The following is a 22,214-nucleotide window of genomic DNA, read 5'->3' as shown; positions in this document are numbered from 1 at the left end:
ATCGAAGCGGCCACAGTCGGTGCTTCGCAGACCCGCTCCACGGCCGCGTTCGAGGACATGGACCGGGCCGAGCGCGGCCCGGGGATGGAGTGGTCGTGACCTCTCAGAACGTCTCTCGCGGAACACAGCAGCAGCACACCGCGGACTCGTCCACATCGGTCGCCCAGCGCACGTACGTGCTCGACACCTCGGTGCTCCTCAGCGATCCGCGGGCACTGTTCCGCTTCGCGGAGCACGCGGTGGTCCTGCCCGTCGTGGTCGTCAGCGAACTGGAGTCCAAGCGCAACGACCCGGAGATCGGGTACTTCGCCCGGCAGGCACTCCGGCTCCTCGACGAGCTCCGGATCGAGCACGAGCGGCTCGACTTCCCGATCGCGATCGGCGACGGCGGCTCGTTCCGGGTCGAGCTGAACCACTCGAACCAGTCCGTCCTCCCGTCCGGGCTGCAGCTCGGCGACAACGACTCGCGGATCCTCGCGGTCGCCTCGAACCTCAAGAACGACGGACTCGACGTGGTCGTCGTGTCGAAGGACCTGCCGCTGCGCGTCAAGGCGTCCTCGATCGGCATGGCGGCCGAGGAGTACCGCGCCGAGCTCGCGGTCGACTCCGGGTACACGGGCATCGCCGACCTGCAGGTGTCCGGCGAGCAGATGTCCGACCTCTACGAGAAGGAGGAGATCCGCTCGTCGCAGCTCGACGGCGTCCCGGTCAACACCGGCGTCGTCATCCACTCCGAGCGCGGCTCGGCCCTCGGCCGGGTGCACACCGCCGGTGCGGTGGCGCTGGTGCGTGGCGACCGCGAGGTCTTCGGCCTCCGCGGGCGCTCCGCCGAACAGCGGCTGGCGATCGACGCCCTGCTCGACCCGGAGATCGGCATCGTCTCGCTCGGCGGCAGCGCCGGCACGGGCAAGTCGGCGCTCGCGCTCTGCGCCGGTCTCGAGGCCGTCCTCGAACGCCAGCAGCACAAGAAGATCATGGTGTTCCGGCCGCTCTACGCGGTGGGCGGCCAGGAGCTCGGGTACCTGCCGGGCGACGCGTCCGAGAAGATGAACCCGTGGGCACAGGCGGTGTACGACACGCTCGGCGCCCTGGTCTCCGACAACGTCCTCGACGAGGTCGTCGAGCGGGGCATGCTCGAGGTGCTCCCGCTGACGCACATCCGCGGACGCTCCCTGCACGACGCGTTCGTGATCGTGGACGAGGCGCAGTCGCTCGAGCGGAACGTGCTGCTCACGATGCTGTCCCGCATCGGGCAGAACTCGCGGGTGGTCCTCACGCACGACGTGGCGCAGCGCGACAACCTGCGGGTCGGTCGGCACGACGGGGTCGCCTCGGTGATCGAGCGGCTCAAGGGGCACCCGCTGTTCGCGCACGTGACGCTGACGCGCTCGGAGCGGTCCGCGATCGCGGCGCTGGTCACGGAGATGCTCGACTCGCCCGACCTGGTCTAGCGGCGGCGCGCGGCACGCTGCGCGTCGAACCACGAAACCGACGTCGAACCGGCCCTGGATGCTGGTTCGATGTCGGTTTCGTGGTTCCGAACAACCCGACGGACAGGAGGCGCGGTGCCAGCTGGCACCGCGCCTCCTGTCCGTGACGGGGTGGGTCAGTTCGGGTGCGTCATGCTGAGCACGTCGAGGGCGCTGTCGAGCTGCTCCTCGGTGACCTCGCCCCGCTCGACGTGGCCGAGGGCGATCACGGCCTCGCGCACGGTGACGCCTTCCTGCACCGCGAACTTCGCGACCTTCGCCGCCGCCTCGTACCCGATCACGCGGTTGAGCGGGGTGACGATGGACGGCGAGGACTCGGCGAACGCGCGGGCCCGGTCGAGGTTCGCCTCGAGCCCGTCGATCGTCTTGTCGGCGAGCACCCGCGAGCTGTTCGCGAGCAGGCGGATCGACTCGAGCAGCGCGGTGCCCATCACGGGGATCGCGACGTTCAGCTCGAACGCACCGGAGGCGCCCGCCCACGCGATGGTGGCGTCGTTGCCGATCACCCGTGCGGCGACCATGAGCGTGGCCTCGGGGATGACGGGGTTGACCTTGCCGGGCATGATCGACGAGCCGGGCTGGAGGTCCGGGATGTGCAGTTCGCCCAGGCCGGTGTTCGGCCCCGAGCCCATCCACCGGAGGTCGTTGTTGATCTTCGTCAGGCTGACCGCGATGACCTTGAGCGCCCCGGACGCCTCGACCAGGGCGTCCCGGGCGCCCTGCGCCTCGAAGTGGTCGAGTGCCTCGGTGACGGGCAGCCCCGTGTCGCTGGCGAGCTGGGCGATGACCCGCTGCGGGAAGCCCTTCGGGGTGTTGATCCCGGTACCGACGGCCGTGCCGCCGAGCGGGACCTCGGCAACGCGGGGGAGCGTCGCGTTCACCCGCTCGATGCCGAGACGGACCTGGCGCGCGTAGCCGCCGAACTCCTGCCCGAGGGTGACGGGCGTGGCGTCCATGAGGTGCGTGCGGCCGGACTTCACCGCGTCGGCCCAGAGCGTGGCCTTCGCCTCGAGCGACTCGGCGAGGTGCTCGAGCGCCGGGACGAGCGTGCGGATGAGGGCCTCGGTCACGGCGACGTGCACCGACGTCGGGAACACGTCGTTCGAGGACTGCGAGGCGTTCACGTGGTCGTTCGGGTGCACCGGGGCACCGGCGACCTCGGACGCGAGGGTCGCGAGGACCTCGTTCATGTTCATGTTCGACGAGGTCCCGCTGCCGGTCTGGTAGACGTCGACGGGGAACTGGTCGTGGTGGGCGCCACCGATGATGGTGTCCGCCGCCTCGACCACGGCAGCGGCCAGGGTCGGGTCGACGATGCCGAGCTCACCGTTGACGATCGCGGCCGCCCGCTTGATCCGGGCGAGGGCGACGATCTGGGCCGACTCGAGCCCGCTCCCGGAGATCGGGAAGTTCTCCACCGCGCGCTGCGTCTGCGCCCGGTAGAGCGCGGACACCGGCACCCGGACCTCGCCCATGGTGTCGTGCTCGATGCGGTACTCGCCGGAGCTGTCGGTCACGGTGGTCGGGGTGGTGTCGGTCACGTCGTCGTGGTCCTTCCTGGGGTGCTCGCCGGCCGCGGTCGCGCCGGCTGGTGGGTGTCCCGATGGTGTCCGGGACGGGTCGTCGTGGCGGTCGGTCAGGCCTGGCCCACGACGGTGTCGACGGCGACCTCGCCCGTGGTGAGGTCGTAGGTCGCGCCGACGACGGCCAATCTACCCTCGGCGATCGCGTCCGAGACGGCGCCGGAGCGTTCGATCACCTGACGGAGCGTGGCTTCGAGGTGGGCGGCGCCGACGGATTCCTGCGGGACGTCGGCGTCGGTGGTGCGGACGCGCTCGACGCTCGGGGCGATGGCGTCGACGAGGGCCTGCAGGTGCGGGGCGGGGACGGGCTCGCCGGAGCGGGCGGCCGCGACGGCACCGCACTTGGTGTGCCGGAGGACGACCACGAGCGGCGTGCCGAGCGCGACGACGGCGAACTCGATCGATCCGAGCACGACGTCGTCGACGATCTGGCCGGCGTTGCGGATGGCGAAGAGGTCCCCGATGCCGGCGTCGAACACGTGCTCGAACGGCACGCGGGAGTCCGAGCAGCCGAGGACGGTGGCGAACGGTGCCTGCGACCCGGCGAGCTCCGAGCGGCGGTCCGGGTCGATCCGGCCGGTGCGGCGCTTGTCGGCGGCGAAGCGGGCGTTGCCCTCGACGAGGAGTCGGAGGGCGTCGGACGGGGTGGAGGCGGCGCGGTCGGGCATGGGGCTCCTCGGGTGCTTCGGGTGGTTCGGGTCGTGGTCGTGCTGCTGCTGCGGCGGGTCTTGGCTCGTCAGTTCGCGAACTGCTTGCTGACGGCGGTCGCGACGGTCCGGAAGGAGGTGTCGTCGGCGGTGCCGGACAGGACGACGGTGCCCTGGTCGAACGTCGACACGAGCGAGTACGCCTGGTTGCCCGCGTCGTCGCCCTCGGCCCGACGGTCGTACACCGTCCACTTCGTCCCGGCGATCGTGCGGGTGCCCGTGGCGGCGTGCTGGTCGAGCTGGTTCGACACCCAGGTCGCGTTCGCGTCGATGCCCTGCTGCAGGCCGATGTACTGCTTGTCCGGCGTGAGCAGGCCGACGGTCCAGACGCTCACCCCGTCGGACGTCTTGTCCTGGTAGTCGGCACGGTTGGACGAGAAGTCCCCCGGCAACGCGGGCGCGGCGAGCGTGACGCCCGGCACCTGGGCCTGCGAGGCCACCTGGCGGTAGTCGACCGTCCGGTCGCCGATCGTGTTGTCCGGACGCACGACGACCGCGACGAGGAACAGCACGATGCCGAGCGACGCGATGAGTGCGAGCACGAGGTTGAACGCGGTCTGGTGCTGCCGCCGGGCGGTGCGGGCAGCGTCCTTGCGCGCCCAGGTCTCCTCCGGTGTCTCGGGGCGGCCCAGCTCGGCGACGATCGGGCGGCCGTCGGCGTCGGTCATCGCGCTGCGCCGTCCTCGGACTCGGACGCGGCGCGTGCGGCGTCGAGCCGGGCCCGGGCGCCGACGAGCCACTCTTCGCACCGGGCGGCCAGGGACTCGCCCCGTTCCCACAGGGACAGCGAGCGTTCGAGCGTGGCCGATCCCTGTTCGAGCTCGGCGACGACGCGCACGAGTTCGTCGCGCGCCGCTTCGTAGCTCAGCGACCGGACGTCGGGCTGCTCGGGTTCCTGCTGGGATGACACCCCTCGATCCTACCGAGCGCCCACCGACGTGCCGCCCGCGGGGACGAACCCGTGGACAACTCCCGGCCGCGTAGGGTCTGGGGGCATGACGGACCTCCCCGACGGCGCGACCTGGTACCCGGCCCCGACCGCCCCGGACCCCGCGGACGCGCGACCCGACGTTGCCCTCGTCCTGCCCGGCGGCGGGTACCACGGCCACGCCGCCCACGAGGGGGAGGGCTACGCCCGGTGGCTCAACACGATCGGCATCTCCGCCGTGGTCTTCGCGTACCCGGTCGCCCCGCACCGGCACCCCGACGCCGTGGTGGCGACCAGGACGCTCCTGCGCGACCTGCGCGCCGGACGGTACCCGGGCCTCCCGTCCGCTCCACGCGTCCTGCTGGTCGGCTCGTCCGCGGGTGGCCACCTCGCTGCCCTCGTCTCGAACGCGCCGACGCCCGACGAACGCGCCGTGTCGGACGTGGACGACCGACCCGACCTCGCACTGCTCTGCTACCCGGTGGTCTCGATGACCGACCACCAACACCGGGGGAGCGCGGACAACCTGCTCGGCACGGGTGCGACGGTGTGGGCGCTGGGGGCGCTCGACACGGAGCTCATGGTCGACGGCGCTACCCCGCCGACGTTCCTCTGGCACACCGCCGAGGACCCGGCCGTCCACGTCACGCACTCGCTGCGCTACGGGGAGGCACTCGCGCGCCGGGCGGTGCCGTTCGAACTGCACGTGTTCGAGCGTGGCGCGCACGGGATCGGGCTCGCCGAGGGTACCGGGACCGCTGCCGCGTGGCCGGACGTCGCCGAGGCCTGGCTGCGCGATCGCGGGTGGTGACCCCTCGCCGCCGCGACACCCGCCGCGACACCCGCCGCGACGTCGACCGGGGTCAGGCCCCGTCCGGACCGGGACCGTCCGGCTCGAGCGTCCCGGTGGCGGTGCCCGCGCCGAGCGTCACGTGCACGGGCGTCGCACCGCTGAGGTCCTCCGAGCCCCGCACCACGCCGCCGTCGGCCGTCTGCACGATCGCGTAGCCGCGCCGCAGGGTGTCCCGCGGGGACAGCGCCCGGAGCCGGGCGGTGAGGTGCCCGACCTCGGAGTGGGAGCGTTCGAGCCGGCGGTCGAGGAGTTCACGGGCGCGGGAGAGGTCGCGCGCCACCTCTTCCGCGCGGGTGTCGACGAGCCAGGCGGTGGACGCCAGGGCGGGGCGGGAGCGCAGGGCCGCGATCCGGTCCGCCTCGACCGAGAGGGTGTGCGACAACCGGAGCCCGAGTCGTGCCCGCGCCTGCCGGACGTTGGCGAGTTCCTCGGCGACGTCGGGCACCACGCGCTTGGCCGCGTCGGTCGGGGTGGAGGCACGGAGGTCGGCGACCTCGTCGAGGATCGGCCGGTCGGCCTCGTGCCCGATCGCCGAGACGATCGGGGTGCTCGCAGCGGCCGCGGCACGGACGAGTCCCTCGTCGCTGAAGCCGAGCAGGTTCTGGAAGTCGCCGCCGCCGCGGGCCACGATGATGACGTCGACGGTCGGGTCGGCGTCGAGCTCGAGGATCGCCGCGGTGACCTCGCTCACGGCGCGCTCGCCCTGCACGGCCGTGTGGACCGTCCGAAACTCGACCTGCGGCCACCGGAGCTGGGCGTTGCGCTTGACGTCCTTCTCGGCGTCGGAGTCATTGCCGGTGATCAGCCCGATCCGGTGCGGCAGGAAGGGCAGGCGCTTCTTCCGGGACGGGTCGAACAACCCTTCCTCGGCGAGGGTGCGGCGCAGGCGTTCGAGCCGCTCGAGCAGGTCGCCGAGTCCGACGTGCTTCATCTCGACGACCTGCATCGTCAGCGAGCCGCCCTTGACCCAGTAGTTCGGTTTGACGGCCGCGACGACCCGGTCGCCCTGCTTGATGTCCGCGGGGACCCGGGAGCGCACGCTCGACCAGATCGAGAACGACACGGTGGCGTCGACGTCGACGTCCTTGAGCTTGCCGTAGACGTTGCCGCCCGCGACGTTCCACTGGGTGATCTCGCCCTCGACCCAAGCGGTGCCGAGCCGGTCGATCCAGTCGCGGAGCTTCGCGCCGAGCAGCGCGACGGGCCACGGGTCGTCAGCCGTCGGGGGACCCTGTTCGATCGCCAATGTCGTTCCTTCCACGCGGGACGTCCATGCTGCCCGAGACCGGTGACAGCGCGCTCCGGACGGGTTGTCCACAGGTCCGTGCGCGCTCAGCCCGCGCGCGTCCCGCTCACCTATCATCGGGGACGTGACGATCACCAACGGCCACACGGTCCCGCTCGCCCCGCCGCGGGTCCTCGCGGCGCGCGGCCGCCTGCGGGACGAACCGGTCGCCGGTACGAAGAAGGTCCTGCTCGCCGCCCCCCGCGGGTACTGCGCGGGCGTCGACCGCGCCGTGGTCGCGGTCGAGAAGGCGCTCGAGCAGTACGGCGAGCCCGTGTACGTCCGCAAGCAGATCGTCCACAACGTCCACGTCGTGTCGACGCTCGAGCAGCGGGGAGCGGTCTTCGTCGACGACGTCGCCGAGGTCCCGCGCGGTTCGCACGTGGTCTTCAGCGCGCACGGCGTCTCACCGGCCGTGGTGGCGGGCGCCGCCGACCGCGACCTGCACGCCATCGACGCAACGTGCCCGCTCGTCACGAAGGTCCACAGGGAGGCGACGCGCTTCGCGAAGGCCGACCGCACCATCATCCTCATCGGGCACGCCGGCCACGAAGAGGTCGAGGGCACCATGGGCCACGCACCCGACCGCACGATCCTGGTCAACGGACCGGACGACGTCGCCGCGCTCGAGGTCCCCGACCCCGAGAACCTCGTCTGGCTCTCGCAGACCACGCTGAGCGTCGACGAGACGATGGAGACCGTCCGGCTCCTGCGCGAGAAGTTCCCCACGATCGAGGACCCGCCCTCCGACGACATCTGCTACGCCACCCAGAACCGCCAGGTCGCGATCAAGAAGGTCGCCCCCGGAGCCGACCTCGTGATCGTGGTCGGCTCGGCGAACTCCTCGAACAGCGTCCGCCTGGTCGAGGTCGCGCTGGAGCACGGCGCGAAGGCCGCACACCGCGTCGACTACGCCGCCGAGATCCAGCAGGACTGGCTCACCGGAGTCGGCACCGTCGGCGTCACGAGCGGCGCCAGCGTGCCGGAAGAGCTCGTCACCGAGGTCCTCGACCAGCTCGCGGACGCCGGCTACGCCACGGTGGAAGAAGTCGTCACGGCGCACGAGGACCTCATGTTCTCGCTGCCGAAGGAACTCCGCACGGACGCGTCGGGCAACCCGACGCGCGCACTCGGCGGGCGTCGCCGGTGAGCGGGGGCACGGACGGCTGGTCCGCGGTGCCCGCCCGCGAGCCGGGTCAGGTCGTCGATCCCTCCCTCGGCCAGGAGGCGCGGCGCACCCCCGCCCCGTCGGCCGACGGTGACGCGCACGGTCGCGTCCACGGCCGTCCGGCACCGCAGTACGGCGAGTACGCGCCCGACGGTTGGGTGAACCCGGTGCTCGTCGAACAGGAGCGCCTCGAGCACGAGGAGCGCTCCCGAGCCGCAGGCGAACGCGAGACCCGCGACCACCCCGCTCGCGACCGCGATCCCCGTGCCGGCGCCCAGCGGCCCGGCCCGGCGACCGACGGCGGGACGGCTCGCCCGACACCCCTCGCCGGACGCTTCGGCCGCACCCCGATCGACTTCGTCCTGACGGTCGGGCTGCTCGTGATCGGGCTCTGGTCGGTCGTCGAGTCCCTCGCCGTCGGCACGACCGCCTCGACCATCCGGACCCTCGTCGAGCGCCAGTACACCGAGCTGTCCGACCCGGCGGCGCTGTCGACCGCCGTGCTCGTGCGGGCGGTCGTGCTCGTCGTGGTGTTCGTGCTCGTGGCCTGGTGGTCGATCCGACGGCTCCGTGCCCGGCGCTGGACGTTCTGGGTCCCGCTCGTGGGCGGTGTCGTCGCGTCGGTGCTCGGCATCGTGCCGGTGATGGTCGTGCTCTTCCAGGACCCGGCGTTCACGGCGTACGTGCAGCGGATGGCCGCCGGCGGCTGACCCGCCCGCCGGGCGCTCCCGCGTCAGCCGGCCAGGAACGCGGCGACGGCGCCGTGCAGGGACGCGAGGTCGTCGACGTGCACGAGCTCGCGGATCGAGTGCATCGACAGCAGCCCGACGCCGATGTCGATCGTCGGGATCCCGAGCCGGGTCGCCGCGATCGGGCCGATGGTCGAGCCGCCCGGGATGGTGTTCACGTTGACGAAGGGCTGCCACGGCACGCCCGCGGCAGCACACGCGGTGGCCCAGACGGCCTCGCCCTTCGCCTCGGTCATGTAGCGCTGGTTCGCGCTGATCTTCAGGAGCGGGCCCGCTCCCGGACGCGGGCGGTTCGTGGGGTCGTGCTTCTCCGGCTGGTTCGGGTGCACGAGGTGCCCGGCGTCGCTCGACAGCAGCCACGAGGCACGGAACGCCCGCGCGGCTTCGGAACGGGTGGCGCCGAGGCCCTCCTGCACGCGACCGAGGACGTCCTCGAGGAAGGGACCGCCGGCACCGGACGGGGTCGAGGACCCGATCTCCTCGTGGTCGAACGCCGCGAACACGGGGATGTGGTCGCCGTCGGCCGGGGCCTCGACGATGCCGCGGAGTCCGGCGTGCACGCTCGTCAGGTTGTCCATCCGGCCCGAGGCGAGGAACTCGCGGTCGATGCCGATCCGGGCCGGCACCTGGGTGTCGGCGAGGAAGAGGTCCCACGACACGGCACCGTCGCCGAGCCGGGCGCGCAGCCACGACACCACGTCCGTCCCGCCCGTGTCGCCGTCGACCCCGACGATCGGCAGGGTGTGGCGCTGGCGGTCGATCTCCTTGCCGTCGTTCACGCCGCGGTCGAGGTGGATCGCGAGGTTCGGGATGCGGGCGACGGCGTCGGTGGACACCAGACGGACCGTCCCGTCCGCGTCGACGACCCGGCCGGCGATGCGGAGGTCGCGGTCGAACCACGTGGAGAGGAGCGCGCCGCCGTAGACCTCGACGTTCAGCTGCTCCCAGCCGCCGGTGCGCACGCCGGGGTTCGGCTTGATGCGGAACCCGGGGGAGTCGGTGTGGGCGCCGAGGATCCGGAACGGGGTGGTCGGGGTGGCCCCGGACGGCAGACGCCAGGCGATGACGGCACCGTCACGGACCACCACGTAGGCGCCGGGCGTCGTCGGCCAGGCGCCGAGCTCGTCGAGCTCCTCGAACCCCGCGGCGACGAGGCGGTCCCGGGCGGCCGCTGCCGCGTGGAACGCGGTGGGGGACTCGGTGACGAACTGGGCGAAGTCGGAGGCGATGGCGTCGGCGGTCACTCGACCATCGTGGCACGACGGTGGAGGTGACCGGACGCAGAACGGGGCGCGTCCGTCGGACGCGCCCCGTTCCTCCAGGCTGTTGCTCGGGGTGTCAGCCCTTGGTGTGGCCGGCCGAGCCGAGCACCTTCGCGGCCTCGCCGACGCGAGCCGCCATCGCGGTCTCGGCGACCTTGCCCCAGGCGCGCGGGTCGTACTGCTTCTTGTTGCCGACCTCGCCGTCGATCTTCAGGACGCCCTCGTAGTTCCGGAACATCGAGTCGGCGATCGAGCGCGTGAACGCGTACTGCGTGTCCGTGTCGATGTTCATCTTGATGACGCCGTTGCGGACGGCCTCGTGGATCTCGTCGTCGGTCGAGCCGGAGCCACCGTGGAAGACGAGGTCGAGGGGGTTCTCGCCGGTGCCGTGCTTGGCCGCGACCGAGGCCTGGATCTCGCCGAGGAGCTCGGGGCGGAGCTTGACGTTGCCCGGCTTGTAGACGCCGTGCACGTTGCCGAACGTGAGCGCGGCGATCCAGCGGCCCTTGTCGCCCAGGCCGAGTGCGTCGACCACCTTCTCGACGTCGTTCGGGGTCGTGTACAGGGCGTCGTTCGTGCCCTCGTGCTCGACGCCGTCCTCTTCGCCGCCGACGACGCCGATCTCGACCTCGAGGATCGCGTTGATGTTCCGCGTCTTCTCGATCATGGTCTTGGCGATCTCGATGTTCTCGTCGAGCGGCACGGCCGAGCCGTCCCACATGTGCGACTGGAAGATCGGGTTGCGGCCGGCGCGGACCTCTTCCTCGCTCGCTGCGATGAGCGGCAGGACGAAGCCGTCGAGGGCGTCCTTCGGGCAGTGGTCGGTGTGCAGCGCGACGGTGATGTCGTAGTTCTTCGCGACCTCGTGGGCGAACTTCGCCATCGCGAGGGCACCGGCGGCGCGGTTCTTGACGGTGTGGCCCGCGAAGTAGTCGGCGCCACCCGTGGTCACCTGGAGGATGCCGTCCGAGCCCGCCTCGGCGAGGCCCTGGAGGACCGCGTTGATCGTCTGTGACGACGACACGTTGACGGCGGGGTACGCGAACTTGCCGGCCTTCGCTCGTTCGATCATCTCGGCGTACTGTTCCGGCGTTGCGATGGGCACGTGGATCTCCTTCGACTTCGGTGGTGTCCTCGCCGATCGTAGTCAGCCGGACTGGAGGCGCGGTGCGGGTTACGCGGTCGGCCCGCGCCCGGCGTGCACATGCGTCCACGGGCCCGTTGTCCGGACCGTCGGTCGGCTGCCGGTCGGTAGGCTGGCGGTCGTGACTCCCACGACGGAAACCGGCTCCCTGTTCCTCCAGCCCGACCGCAACCTGGCGCTCGAGCTCGTGCGTGCGACGGAGGCCGCGGCGATCCGTGCGCAGCCGTGGGTCGGGCGTGGTGAGAAGAACCTCGCGGACGGTGCCGCCGTCGACGCGATGCGCAAGTTCCTCGGCACGGTGAACTTCGACGGCGTGGTCGTCATCGGCGAGGGCGAGAAGGACAACGCCCCGATGCTCTACAACGGCGAGCACGTCGGCAACGGGCACGGCCCGGCCTGCGACATCGCCGTGGACCCGATCGACGGCACCTCGCTGACCGCCGCGGGTCGCCAGAACGCGATCTCGGTGATGGCCGTCTCGGACCGCGGCTCGATGTACGACCCGTCCGCCGTGTTCTACATGGACAAGATCGCCGCCGGCCCCGAGGGTCGCGGCGTCCTCGACCTCGAGAAGCCCATCGGTGACAACATCCGTGCGCTCGCGAAGGCGAAGGGCAAGGACCTCGAGGACATGCAGATCGCCGTCCTCGACCGTCCCCGCCACGACGAACTCATCCGGGCGATCCGTGCGACCGGTGCCGGCACCCGTCTGCTGCTCGACGGTGACGTCGCCGGTGGCATCGCGGCGGCGCTGCCCGGATCGACGATCGACATGTGCGTCGGTGTCGGCGGCACCCCGGAGGGCATCATCACCGCGTGCGCGATCAAGGCGCTCGGTGGTGTGATCCTCGGCAAGCTCCAGCCGAAGGACGACGAGGAGCGCGAGAAGGCGATCGCCGCCGGACACGATCTCGACAAGGTCCTCGACCAGGACGACCTGGTCACGGGCGACAACACGTTCTTCGTCGCCACGGGTGTCACCGACGGCGTGCTCGTGGACGGTGTCCGCCGGTCGCGCGGCGTCATCCACACGGACTCGCTCGTGCTGCGGTCCCGCTCGAACACGATCCGTCGCATCCAGGCGGACCACCGCGCGGAGAAGTGGTTCTGATCCGCTGACGCCGCGGCGCGGCCGGCGCTGCGCGGCGGCGCGGCGCACATCGCGTTCGCACAACCGAAGTCCGTCCGAACCACGTTCCCGCGTGGTTCGGACGGACTTTCGTTGTGCGGGGCGGGACGGGGCGGGGCGGCGCCGGGCGAAGCGGGGCGGGGCGGCGCCAGCGCGCCGGAGCGCGCGCTCAGTCGTCGTCGAGGGCGCCGACGAGCTCCGGCGCGGTGAGCAGCCTCGGCTCGTCGGTGATCGTCGCCGGGTCCGCGATGACCTTCGACTCGTCGAGGAGTGACAGCCGCCGGGCACTCGGCAGGACCTGCCGTTCGAGCGACCCCACGAACCGGTTGTAGTCGACCACGGAGCCCCGGATCGACCGCCCGAGCTTGTCGACGTGTCCGGCCATGGTGGCCAGGCGACCGTAGAGCTCGCGGGAGACCCGGAAGAGCTCGTGCGCCTCTTGTGAGACGACGTCCTGCTGCCACGAGAACGCCACGGTCTTCAGCACCGACCACAGCGTCACCGGCGACGCGAGTGCGATGCGCTTGCGGAACGCGTGGTCGAGCAGCCCGGGGTCGGCGGCGAGGGCGCTCGAGATGAGCGACTCCGACGGGATGAACGCCACGGTGAGCTCGGGTGACGCGTCGTAGCCGGTCCAGTACTCCCGCGCGGCGAGGGCGTCGACGTGCGCCCGCAGTGCCTTGACGTGCTGCCCGATGAGCGCATCGCGCCGGGCTCCTTCGGCGCCGGTCGCGGTCGCCGGGATCTCGGCAGCCTGCAGGTAGGCGCTGAACGGGACCTTGGCGTCGACGGCGATGGTCTTGCCACCCGGCAGGTGCACGACCATGTCGGGGCGTGTGGTGCCGGCGGTCGTGGTGACGGAGGACTGCACGTCGAAGTCGACGCGCTCGAGGAGTCCCGCGGCCTCGACCACGTTGCGCAGCTGGGTCTCGCCCCAGACGCCGCGCGTGCTGTTCGACGACAGGGCGCTGGCCAGCGTGTCGGCGGTGGCGCGCAGCCGTTCCTCGGATTCGGCAGCGGAGCGCAGCTGTGCGGAGAGGGCCCCGTACTGCTCGCTGCGGGACTGTTCGAGCTCGGCGATCTTGGCGCGCATGACGTCGAGCGTCTGGGCGACCGGGCTGAGCGCGGAGAGCACCTTCGACTCGCCCTGGGTCCGGGCGGCGTCGGCGCCGTGCATGCGCTGGACGAGGTGCTCGAGTTCGGCAGCCCGGCGTTCGAGCGAGTCGACCTGCCGCCGGTACTGCGCGTCCTGCGCGTCGAGCCGTTCCTCGGCGTCGCGACGGACCTCGTCGAGGCGCGACCGGAGCGCCTCGGCGCTGGCGCGGGACGTGGCCGCGTCCACGCCGGCGCGGGACCGCGCGAGCGACCAGGCGACGACCGCACCGACGGCGACGCCGATCACGAGACCGATGACCAGGGCGAGGATCTGCATGTCGCGACCTTGGCAGGACCCACCGACACCGCGCCTCCTGGGCCGCCCGAATCCATGTCATGACATTAGGGCAAACAAGGTGTACAGTCGTGATCGTCCGCCGATGAAGCCGCACGGAAGGTCCCCCGCGTCGCATGACGAACCCAGCTCCCCACGCGTACGACGTGATCACGATGGGACGTGTGAGCGTCGACATCTACCCGCAGCAGACGGGGCCGCTCGAAGACGTCTCGACGTTCTCGAAGTCCGTCGGCGGCAGCGCCACGAACGTCGCGATCGCGGCAGCCCGGCACGGAGCCGACGCGGCGGTCATCACCCGCACGGGCAACGACCCGTTCGGCCGCTACATCGCCAGGACCCTGCCGGAGTTCGGTGTCGCGAACGCCTTCGTCGAGACGGTCGAGGGGCTGAACACCCCCGTCGCGTTCTGCGAGATCTTCCCGCCGGACGACTTCCCGCTGTACTTCTACCGGGCACCCAAGGCCCCGGACCTCATGATCACGGCGAAGTCCCTGCCGCTGCACGAGATCGAGCGGGCGAAGATCTTCTGGACGACGGTCACCGGCCTCAGCGAGGAGCCGAGCCGCCAGGCCCACCAGGTGGCGTACGAAGCGCGCAGTGCCGCCGCGTCCCCGACCGCCCGGCACACCGTGCTCGACCTCGATTACCGGTCCATGTTCTGGTCGTCGCCCGAGGCCGCGACGCGCGAGGTCGCCGTCGCCCTCGAACACGCGACCGTGGCCGTGGGCAACCGCGAGGAGTGCGAGGTCGCCGTCGGTGAGACCGACCCCGTCCGCGCCGCCGACGCCCTGCTCGAGCGCGGGGTCGAGATCGCCATCGTCAAGCAGGGGCCGAAGGGCGTCCTCGCCAAGACCCGCGACGAGTTCGTCGAGTTCCGCCCGCACCACATCGACGTCGTCAACGGCCTCGGATCGGGCGACGGCTTCGGCGGGGCACTCACCCACGGACTGCTGCAGGGCTGGGGGCTCGAGCGGACCCTCGCGTTCTGCAACGCCGCCGGCGCGATCGTCGCGACCCGGTTCGAGTGCTCGACCGCGATGCCGACGAGCGACGAGATCGAGCAGTTCCTGCAGGACAACCCCACGGAGGAGGCCGTCAATGCCTGAGATCAGCACTGCCGACTTCGCGCGGCTGCGGGACGTCCGCGCCGGGCAGCCCGAGCTCGTGCGGGCCGCGCTCGACGCCCGCCGCAAGCGCTCCCTGCTCGCCGACGACGGCAAGCTCTTCATCGTGGCCGCGGACCACCCGGCGCGAGGAGCGCTGGCCGTCCGGAACGACGAGTCCGCCATGGCCGACCGGTACGACCTGCTCGAGCGGCTCGTCACGGCGCTCGGACGCCCCGGGGTGGACGGGGTGCTCGGCACGCCGGACATCCTCGAGGACCTCGCACTCCTCGGCGCCCTCGACGACAAGGTCGTGGTCGGCTCGATGAACCGCGGTGGCCTCCGGGGCGCGACGTTCGAGATGGACGACCGCTACACGGCGTACTCGGCGCAGGCCATCAAGGACTCGGGGCTGGACTTCGCCAAGCTCCTGGTGCGCATCGCCCTGGAGGACTCGGGCACCGCCCCGACCCTCGAGGCGACGGCCCGGGCGGTCAGCGAGGCGGCCGCGCTCCGGCTGCCGATCATGCTCGAACCGTTCATGTCGGCGTGGCAGGACGGCCGGGTCGTCAACGACCTGACCGCCGACGCCGTGATCACCTCGATGGCGATCGCCGCGGGACTGGGGGAGTCGAGCGCGTACAGCTGGCTCAAGATCCCGGTCGTGGACGACATGGAACGGGTGATGGCCGCGACGACGCTGCCGACCCTGCTGCTCGGCGGGGACCCGTCGACCCGCCCGCTCGAGACCTACGCCAAGTGGGCCGACGCGCTGGCACTCCCCGGGGTGCGCGGCCTGGTCGTCGGCCGCACGCTGCTCTACCCGCCGGACGGCGACGTCGCCGCAGCCGTGGACGTGGCCGCCGGGCTCGTCCACACCCAAGAGGCGCCTGAAGGCGCGTCCGGGGGGTCCGTCCACACCCAGGAGGCCCGGGCCGGGTTCTCCACAGAATCCCACGACCCAGCCGCTCGGCTCGCGGGCGCCACCACCATGGACTCGTCCATCCCGGAAGGAAGCAACGCATGACCACCACCGAGACCGCCACCACGACCATCGGGCACTGGATCGACGGGGCACGCGTCGCGTCGACCTCCGGCAACACGGCCCCGGTGTACGACCCGGCGCTCGGGGTCGCGACGAAGCAGGTCGCCCTCGCGAACGAGGAGGAGATCCAGGCGGCGATCGCGAGTGCGAAGGCGGCGTTCCCGGCGTGGAGCAACCTGTCGCTGTCGAAGCGCCAGCAGATCCTGTTCTCCTTCCGCGAGGTCCTCAACCGCGACAAGGCGGAGCTCGCCGAGATCATCACGAGCGAGCACGGCAAGGTCATCGACGACGCCCTCGGCGAGATCGCCCGCGGGCAAGAGGTCGTCGAGCTGGCGACGAACATCCCGAGCCTGCTCAAGGGTGAGTTCAGCGACCAGGTGTCGACCGGCATCGACGTGTACTCGATCCGTCAGCCGCTCGGTGTGGTCGGCATCATCAGCCCGTTCAACTTCCCCGCCATGGTGCCGCTGTGGTTCCTGCCGATCGCGATCGCCGCGGGCAACACCGTCGTGCTGAAGCCGAGCGAGAAGGACCCGAGCGCCGCGATCTGGCTCGCCGAGAAGTTCAAGGAGGCCGGACTGCCCGACGGTGTCTTCACGGTCCTGAACGGCGACAAGCTGAGCGTCGACGGGCTCCTCACCAGCCCCGACGTCGAGTCGATCTCCTTCGTCGGGTCGACCCCGATCGCGCAGTACGTCTACGAGACGGGCACGAAGCACGGCAAGCGCGTGCAGGCCCTCGGCGGCGCGAAGAACCACATGCTCGTGCTGCCGGACGCGGACCTCGACCTCGTCGCGGACAACGCCATCAACGCGGGCTTCGGCTCCGCGGGTGAGCGCTGCATGGCGATCTCGGTCGTCGTCGCCGTCGAGCCGGTGGCCGACGAGCTCATCGAGAAGATCACGGAGCGCGCGGCGACCCTGCGCATCGGCGACGGTCGTCGCGGGTGCGACATGGGCCCGCTCGTCACGAAGCAGCACCGTGACAAGGTCGCCTCGTACATCGAGGTCGCAGAGCAGGACGGTGCGGTGGTTGTGGTGGACGGCCGCACCGTCCGACCCGACGGCGACGAGAACGGCTTCTGGCTGGGCCCGACGCTCATCGACCGGGTCCCCACCACGAGCCGCGTCTACACCGAGGAGATCTTCGGCCCGGTGCTCAGCGTCGTCCGCGTCGCCTCCTACGAGGAGGGCCTCGAGCTCATCAACAGCGGGGCGTACGGCAACGGCACCGCCATCTTCACCAACGACGGGGGCGCTGCCCGTCGCTTCCAGCGCGACGTGCAGGTCGGCATGATCGGCATCAACGTGCCGATCCCCGTCCCCGTCGCGTACTACTCGTTCGGTGGCTGGAAGAACTCGCTGTTCGGCGACCACAAGGCGTACGGCGCCGACGGCGTGAGCTTCTTCACCCGCCAGAAGGCGATCACGAGCCGCTGGCTCGACCCGTCGCACGGCGGCATCAACCTCGGCTTCCCGTCGAACGGCTGAGCGCTCGTGACGACCGACAACTGGTTCAACCCCGCCGGCTCCCGCCCCGAGGCGGGCTGGACGGACGTGATCGACGGCCGTGTCGCGGGGTGGGCGCACACCGGTCTGCGGACCGGCGCGCTGACCGACGGGGGCGAGCTGCGCCTCCAGGCCGACGCCGTGGAGCGCATCGTCGTGCCGCTCGCCGGATCGTTCCGCGTCACGTACGCGGGTGCCGCCGGGAACGGCGACCAGGCCCTCGACGGGCGTTCGAGCGTGTTCGACGGACCGACCGACGTCCTGTACCTCGGTTCGGGAACGGAGGCGCGGATCACCGGCACCGGTCGGCTCGCGGTCGCCGAAGCACCCACCGACACCGTCAAGCCGACGACGTACGTGGCCCGGCAGGACGTGCCGGTCGAGCTCCGCGGTGCCGGACAGTCCAGCCGGCAGGTGCACAACTTCGGCACCCCGGCGGCGCTCGACGCGGACAGGTTCATCGTGTGCGAGGTGATCACGCCGGCCGGCAACTGGTCGTCGTACCCGCCGCACAAGCACGACACGTCCGTGCCCGGCGAGGAGTCGAACCTCGAGGAGATCTACTACTACGAGTCCGCCGTCGCGCGCGGGGTCTCCGCACCGAGCACCGCCGACCCGTTCGCACTGCACCGGACCTACGCGTCCGACGACCGCGCGATCGACGAGTTCCGGCAGGTGCGCACCGGCGACATCGCCCTCGTGCCGTACGGCTGGCACGGTCCCGCCGTCGCGGCGCCGGGCTACGACATGTACTACCTCAACGTGATGGCCGGGCCCGACCCGGAACGCGTCTGGAACATCACCGACGACCCGGCGCACGGCTGGGTCCGCCAGGTGTGGGAATCCGAGTCGATCGACCCGCGCCTGCCCTACGAAAGGAAGCTCGCGTGACCACCAACACGCGGAGGATGACCGTCGGCCAGGCACTCGTCGAGTTCCTGGCCAACCAGTGGACCGTCGACGGTGACGTCCGCGAACGCACCATCCCGGGGATCTTCGGCATCTTCGGGCACGGCAACGTCGCCGGCGTCGGCCAGGCCATCAAGCAGCTCCACGTCGAGCAGCCCGGCCTGCTGCCGTACCACCAGGCCCGCAACGAGCAGGCGATGGTGCACGAGGCCGTCGGCTTCGCCCGCATGCACCGCCGCCGTGCCACCTTCGCCGCGACGGCGTCGGTCGGCCCGGGTGCCGCGAACATGCTCACCGCCGCGGCGCTCGCGACGACCAACCGGCTGCCCGCACTGCTGCTGCCGTCGGACACCTTCGCCACGCGCACGACCGACCCGGTGCTCCAGCAGATCGAGCTGCCGCACGACACCTCGCTGCAGGTGACCGACGCGTTCCGTCCGCTGTCCCGGTACTTCGACCGCGTCGAGCGTCCGGAGCAGCTGTTCTCGATCGCGCTCGCGGCGATGCGGGTGCTCACCGACCCGGCCGAGACCGGCGCCGTGACCATCGCCCTGCCCGAGGACGTCCAGGCCGAGCAGCTCGACGTCCCCGTCGCCTTCCTGCAGCCGCGTGAGTGGCACATCCGCCGGCCGCTGCCCGAGCACGGGCCGCTGGCGCGTGCGGTCGCGGCGATCCGGGCGGCGAAGCGTCCCGTCATCGTCGCCGGCGGTGGCGTGCTGTACTCCGGTGCGGAGCAGGAACTCGCGGCGTTCGTCGAGGCCACCGGCATCCCGGTCGGCACGTCGCAGGCCGGCGGCGGGTCGCTCGTCTGGGACCACCCGCAGTACCTCGGTGGCATCGGCGCGACCGGTACCGCCGCGGCGAACGCGATCGCCGCGCAGGCCGACGTCGTCATCGGGATCGGCACGCGGTACAGCGACTTCACGACGGCCTCCCGGACGGCGTTCCAGAACCCGGACGTCACGTTCGTCAACGTCAACGTCGCCGCGTTCGACGCCTACAAGCACGGGTCGCAGTTGCCGATCGTCGCGGATGCGCGCGAGACGCTCGTCGCGCTCGCCGAGCACCTCGCCGCGTTCTCGGTGGACGCCGGGTACGCGGCCGAGATCGCGCAGCGGAAGCAGGAGTGGGACGCCGTGGTCGACCAGGCCTTCGCACCGTCCGGCCTGGCCGTGCCCGGTCAGTCCGAGATCATCGGCGCGGTGCAGTCCGCCGCCGACCCGCGCGACGTCGTCATCCAGGCTGCCGGATCGCTGCCGGGCGACCTGCACAAGCTCTGGCGGGTGCGGGACGCCCTCGGCTACCACGTCGAGTACGCGTTCTCGTGCATGGGCTACGAGATCGCCGGGGGCATCGGCGTCCGCCGTGCGGCGCCGGACCGCGACGCGATCGTCATGGTCGGCGACGGCAGCTACCTCATGCTGCACACCGAGCTCGTCACGGCCGTGGCCGAGGGCATCAAGATCGTGGTGGTCCTCATCCAGAACAACGGGTACGCGTCCATCGGGCACCTGTCCGAGACGGTCGGGTCCGAGCGGTACGGCACGAAGTACCGCTACCTCGACGAGACCGGCTCGTTCGAGGGCGACGACGTGCTGCCCGTCGACCTCGCCGCCAACGCACGCTCGTACGGCGTCGACGTCATCGAGGTGCAGCCCGGGCCGAACGCGATCGAGGACCTCAAGTCCGCGGTGCGTCAGGCGAAGGCGAACGACCACACCACGCTCGTGCACGTCCACTCGGACCCGCTCGTCTACGCCCCCGAGGGTGACGGCTGGTGGGACGTCCCGGTCGCCCAGACCTCCACGCTGCCGAGCACCCAGCAGGCCCGCACCGCGTACGAGCAGCAGGTCGCCGCGCAGCGTCCCCTGCTCGGCTGAACACCTTCCACCACACGCAGAAAGCAGACGACGACGTCATGACCGACACCGCCACCGCCACCGACGCCATCCGGATCGGCACCGCCCCCGACTCGTGGGGCGTCTGGTTCCCCGACGACCCGAAGCAGGTCCCGTGGCAGCGCTTCCTCGACGAGGCGACCGCGGCCGGCTACAAGTGGATCGAGCTCGGGCCGTACGGGTACCTGCCCACCGACCCCTCGCGGCTGCGCGACGAACTGGAGTCCCGCGGGCTCCAGCTGTCAGCCGGCACCGTCTTCACCGGGTTCCACAAGGGCGACGACCAGTTCCAACGCGCCTGGGACCAGGCCGTCAAGGTCGCCGGTCTCGCCGCCGCGCTCGGCGCCGAGCACCTCGTGACCATCCCGGACCTCTGGCGCTCGGACGCCACGGAAGAGGTGCTCGAGTCGCGCACGCTGACGGATGAGCAGTGGGAGCGCCTCGGCAAGGGCCACGACCAGCTCGGCAAGGCGCTGCTCGAGGAGTTCGGCGTGCACCAGCAGTTCCACACGCACGCGGACAGCCACGTCGGCACCTACACGGAGACCGTGCGCTTCCTGTCCGAGACGGACCCGGCGTACACGAACCTCTGCCTCGACACCGGTCACTTCGCGTACTACGGCGGCGACAACCTGAAGCTCATCGCCGAGCACCCCGAGCGCGTCGGCTACCTGCACCTCAAGCAGGTCGACACCGACCTGCTCCCGGACGTCCTGAAGAACGACGTCCCGTTCGCCACCGCGGTGGCGCAGGGGATCATGACCGAGCCGCCGCACGGCACCCCGGAGCTCGCGCCCATCATCGAGGCCGTCGCGAAGATCAACCCGGACATCTTCGGCATCGTCGAGCAGGACATGTACGGCTGCTCCGTCGACGCTCCCGGCCCGATCGCCGAGCGCACGTTCCAGCACATCTTCGGCTCGACCGCCGCCGCCCGCGCCCTCTGACACCCCCAGGAGAACCCAGCATGAGCACCACCGAGAACCTCCGCGTCGCCGTCGTCGGAGCGGGCGCGATGGGCAGCGACCACGTGCGTCGCATCACGTCGACCATCGCCGGCGCCGACGTCGTCGCGATCGTCGACCCCGACACAGCCCGGGCCACCGCGGCCGCGGCGAAGGCCCCGGGTGCGATCACCGCGTCGTCGTTCGAGGACGCACTCGAGGCCACCCCGATCGACGCGGTCATCGTCGCGACCCCGGGCTTCCTGCACGAGCCCGTCCTCGTGCCCGCCATCGAGCGTGGCCTCGCCGTCCTCTGCGAGAAGCCGCTCACGACGTCGGCCGCGGACTCCCTGCGGATCGTCGAGCTCGAGCAGGCGACGTCCGAGCGCCCGAAGATCCAGGTCGGCTTCATGCGCCGGTTCGACAAGGGCTACCAGGAGCTCCGTGCGCTGCGGGAGTCCGGCTCGAACGGTGCCCTGCTCGCGCTGCACCACGCGCACCGCAACCCGACGACCCCGCCGAACTTCAGCGAGTCGATGCTCATCCACGACTCGGTGATCCACGAGATCGACATCATCCCGTTCATCACGGGGGAGCCGATCGTCGCCGTCGAGGTGAAGAAGCCGCGCAAGAACTCCCTCGCACCGGCCGACCTGCCCGAGCCGCAGTTCGTCCTGTTCACCACCGAGTCGGGCACGATGGCGATCGTCGAGATCAACGTCAACGCCCAGTTCGGCTACCAGGTCACGACCGACGCGGTGTTCGAGTCGGGTGTCGCCTACATCGGCCGCGAGACCTCGCTGAACCTCGTGTCGCAGGGCGTGTCCGGCCAGGGCGTCACCCCGTCGTTCGTGGAGCGCTTCGGCGCCGCCTACGACGAGGAGGTCCAGCGCTGGGTCGACGCCGCCAAGACCGGCGGCATCGACGGGCCGAGCGCCTGGGACGGCTACACGGCGTCCGTCGTCGCCGAGGTGGCCGTGCGTGCGCAGCAGACCGGTGCGCTGGAGCAGGTCGCCTACGCCACCGCGAAGCCGGCGTTCTACGAGACGGCCTGAT

General features: G+C 71.4%; 20 protein-coding genes. 12 read left to right on the top strand and 8 right to left on the bottom strand.

Annotation, left to right across the window (positions count from 1 at the left end; all coding sequences use genetic code 11):
* Window positions 1-89 precede the first annotated feature (89 nt).
* Window positions 90-1,451, top strand: a complete 1,362-nt coding sequence (locus BM028_RS02210; protein WP_175473660.1) for a PhoH family protein — start codon at window positions 90-92, stop codon at window positions 1,449-1,451.
* A 155-nt stretch (window positions 1,452-1,606) separates the two neighbouring features.
* Here BM028_RS02210 and BM028_RS02205 read toward each other — a convergent pair whose 3' ends face one another.
* The 4 genes from BM028_RS02205 to BM028_RS02190 form a co-directional block, all read right to left on the bottom strand.
* On the bottom strand, window positions 1,607-3,007 hold the full coding sequence (locus BM028_RS02205) for a class II fumarate hydratase (RefSeq protein WP_092384906.1): 1,401 nt from the start codon (window positions 3,005-3,007) through the stop codon (window positions 1,607-1,609).
* Between the two features lie 119 nt (window positions 3,008-3,126).
* Window positions 3,127-3,741, bottom strand: coding sequence for a carbonic anhydrase (locus BM028_RS02200; RefSeq protein WP_070416758.1), 615 nt, complete (start codon window positions 3,739-3,741; stop codon window positions 3,127-3,129).
* A gap of 68 nt (window positions 3,742-3,809) precedes the next feature.
* Complete coding sequence (locus BM028_RS02195) at window positions 3,810-4,448, bottom strand: DUF4245 domain-containing protein (RefSeq protein ID WP_092384284.1); 639 nt, start codon at window positions 4,446-4,448, stop codon at window positions 3,810-3,812.
* A complete protein-coding gene (locus tag BM028_RS02190; RefSeq protein ID WP_022906010.1) occupies window positions 4,445-4,690 on the bottom strand; it encodes an exodeoxyribonuclease VII small subunit in 246 nt (81 codons plus the stop codon). Before BM028_RS02190 ends, BM028_RS02195 begins: the two co-directional genes overlap by 4 nt.
* An 85-nt stretch (window positions 4,691-4,775) precedes the next feature.
* Between BM028_RS02190 and BM028_RS02185 the strand changes: the two genes are divergently transcribed.
* Window positions 4,776-5,519 carry an alpha/beta hydrolase gene (locus tag BM028_RS02185; RefSeq protein ID WP_092384282.1) on the top strand — a complete coding sequence of 248 codons (744 nt, stop codon included), beginning with the start codon at window positions 4,776-4,778 and terminating at the stop codon, window positions 5,517-5,519.
* A 52-nt stretch (window positions 5,520-5,571) separates the two neighbouring features.
* Here the strand turns inward: BM028_RS02185 and xseA are convergent, their stop codons facing one another.
* Complete coding sequence (gene xseA / locus BM028_RS02180; protein ID WP_092384280.1) at window positions 5,572-6,807, bottom strand: exodeoxyribonuclease VII large subunit; 1,236 nt, start codon at window positions 6,805-6,807, stop codon at window positions 5,572-5,574.
* Between the two features lie 124 nt (window positions 6,808-6,931).
* Here xseA and BM028_RS02175 point away from each other — a divergent pair, with 124 nt between their 5' ends.
* Entirely contained in the window at window positions 6,932-7,996 is a 1,065-nt protein-coding gene (locus BM028_RS02175) for a 4-hydroxy-3-methylbut-2-enyl diphosphate reductase (protein ID WP_441294436.1), read from the top strand.
* Entirely contained in the window at window positions 7,993-8,724 is a 732-nt protein-coding gene (locus BM028_RS02170) for a DUF6264 family protein (protein WP_092384278.1), read from the top strand. Before BM028_RS02175 ends, BM028_RS02170 begins: the two co-directional genes overlap by 4 nt.
* A 23-nt stretch (window positions 8,725-8,747) precedes the next feature.
* On the opposite strand, the gene BM028_RS02165 is transcribed toward BM028_RS02170, so the two are convergent.
* Both BM028_RS02165 and fbaA read right to left on the bottom strand, forming a co-directional pair.
* Window positions 8,748-10,007: a M18 family aminopeptidase gene (locus tag BM028_RS02165; RefSeq protein ID WP_071302380.1), complete on the bottom strand. Its 1,260-nt coding sequence runs from the start codon at window positions 10,005-10,007 to the stop codon at window positions 8,748-8,750.
* Between the two features lie 94 nt (window positions 10,008-10,101).
* A complete protein-coding gene (gene fbaA / locus BM028_RS02160; protein ID WP_070416752.1) occupies window positions 10,102-11,130 on the bottom strand; it encodes a class II fructose-bisphosphate aldolase in 1,029 nt (342 codons plus the stop codon).
* A 160-nt stretch (window positions 11,131-11,290) separates the two neighbouring features.
* Here fbaA and glpX point away from each other — a divergent pair, with 160 nt between their 5' ends.
* A complete protein-coding gene (gene glpX / locus BM028_RS02155; RefSeq protein ID WP_079238384.1) occupies window positions 11,291-12,280 on the top strand; it encodes a class II fructose-bisphosphatase in 990 nt (329 codons plus the stop codon).
* Between the two features lie 187 nt (window positions 12,281-12,467).
* Here the strand turns inward: glpX and rmuC are convergent, their stop codons facing one another.
* The gene (rmuC, locus tag BM028_RS02150) at window positions 12,468-13,730 is read right to left on the bottom strand and encodes a DNA recombination protein RmuC (RefSeq protein WP_092384276.1); all 1,263 of its coding nucleotides are present in this window, start codon (window positions 13,728-13,730) and stop codon (window positions 12,468-12,470) included.
* Window positions 13,731-13,903: 173 nt separating this feature from the next.
* Here rmuC and iolC point away from each other — a divergent pair, with 173 nt between their 5' ends.
* Genes iolC through BM028_RS02115 form a run of 7 tightly spaced genes read left to right on the top strand, consistent with a single transcriptional unit; the run spans window position 13,904 to window position 22,213 of the window.
* Window positions 13,904-14,857 (top strand): 5-dehydro-2-deoxygluconokinase, encoded by a 954-nt coding sequence (gene iolC, locus BM028_RS02145; RefSeq protein WP_441294437.1) that lies wholly within the window; start codon window positions 13,904-13,906, stop codon window positions 14,855-14,857.
* On the top strand, window positions 14,850-15,881 hold the full coding sequence (locus tag BM028_RS02140; RefSeq protein WP_092384272.1) for a class I fructose-bisphosphate aldolase: 1,032 nt from the start codon (window positions 14,850-14,852) through the stop codon (window positions 15,879-15,881). Before iolC ends, BM028_RS02140 begins: the two co-directional genes overlap by 8 nt.
* A complete protein-coding gene (locus tag BM028_RS02135) occupies window positions 15,878-17,389 on the top strand; it encodes a CoA-acylating methylmalonate-semialdehyde dehydrogenase (RefSeq protein WP_070416748.1) in 1,512 nt (503 codons plus the stop codon). Before BM028_RS02140 ends, BM028_RS02135 begins: the two co-directional genes overlap by 4 nt.
* 6 nt (window positions 17,390-17,395) lie before the next feature.
* Window positions 17,396-18,298: a 5-deoxy-glucuronate isomerase gene (iolB, locus tag BM028_RS02130; protein ID WP_070416747.1), complete on the top strand. Its 903-nt coding sequence runs from the start codon at window positions 17,396-17,398 to the stop codon at window positions 18,296-18,298.
* 17 nt (window positions 18,299-18,315) lie between these two features.
* Window positions 18,316-20,196 (top strand): 3D-(3,5/4)-trihydroxycyclohexane-1,2-dione acylhydrolase (decyclizing), encoded by a 1,881-nt coding sequence (gene iolD, locus BM028_RS02125; protein WP_175495991.1) that lies wholly within the window; start codon window positions 18,316-18,318, stop codon window positions 20,194-20,196.
* Window positions 20,197-20,234: 38 nt separating this feature from the next.
* The gene (locus BM028_RS02120) at window positions 20,235-21,161 is read left to right on the top strand and encodes a sugar phosphate isomerase/epimerase family protein (RefSeq protein WP_070416746.1); all 927 of its coding nucleotides are present in this window, start codon (window positions 20,235-20,237) and stop codon (window positions 21,159-21,161) included.
* Between the two features lie 20 nt (window positions 21,162-21,181).
* On the top strand, window positions 21,182-22,213 hold the full coding sequence (locus BM028_RS02115; RefSeq protein ID WP_070416745.1) for a Gfo/Idh/MocA family protein: 1,032 nt from the start codon (window positions 21,182-21,184) through the stop codon (window positions 22,211-22,213).
* Window position 22,214 lies beyond the last annotated feature (1 nt).

Source organism: Curtobacterium sp. YR515, assembly GCF_900113095.1.
Taxonomy (GTDB): domain Bacteria; phylum Actinomycetota; class Actinomycetes; order Actinomycetales; family Microbacteriaceae; genus Curtobacterium.
This window is presented reverse-complemented; position numbering and strand designations above follow the sequence as displayed.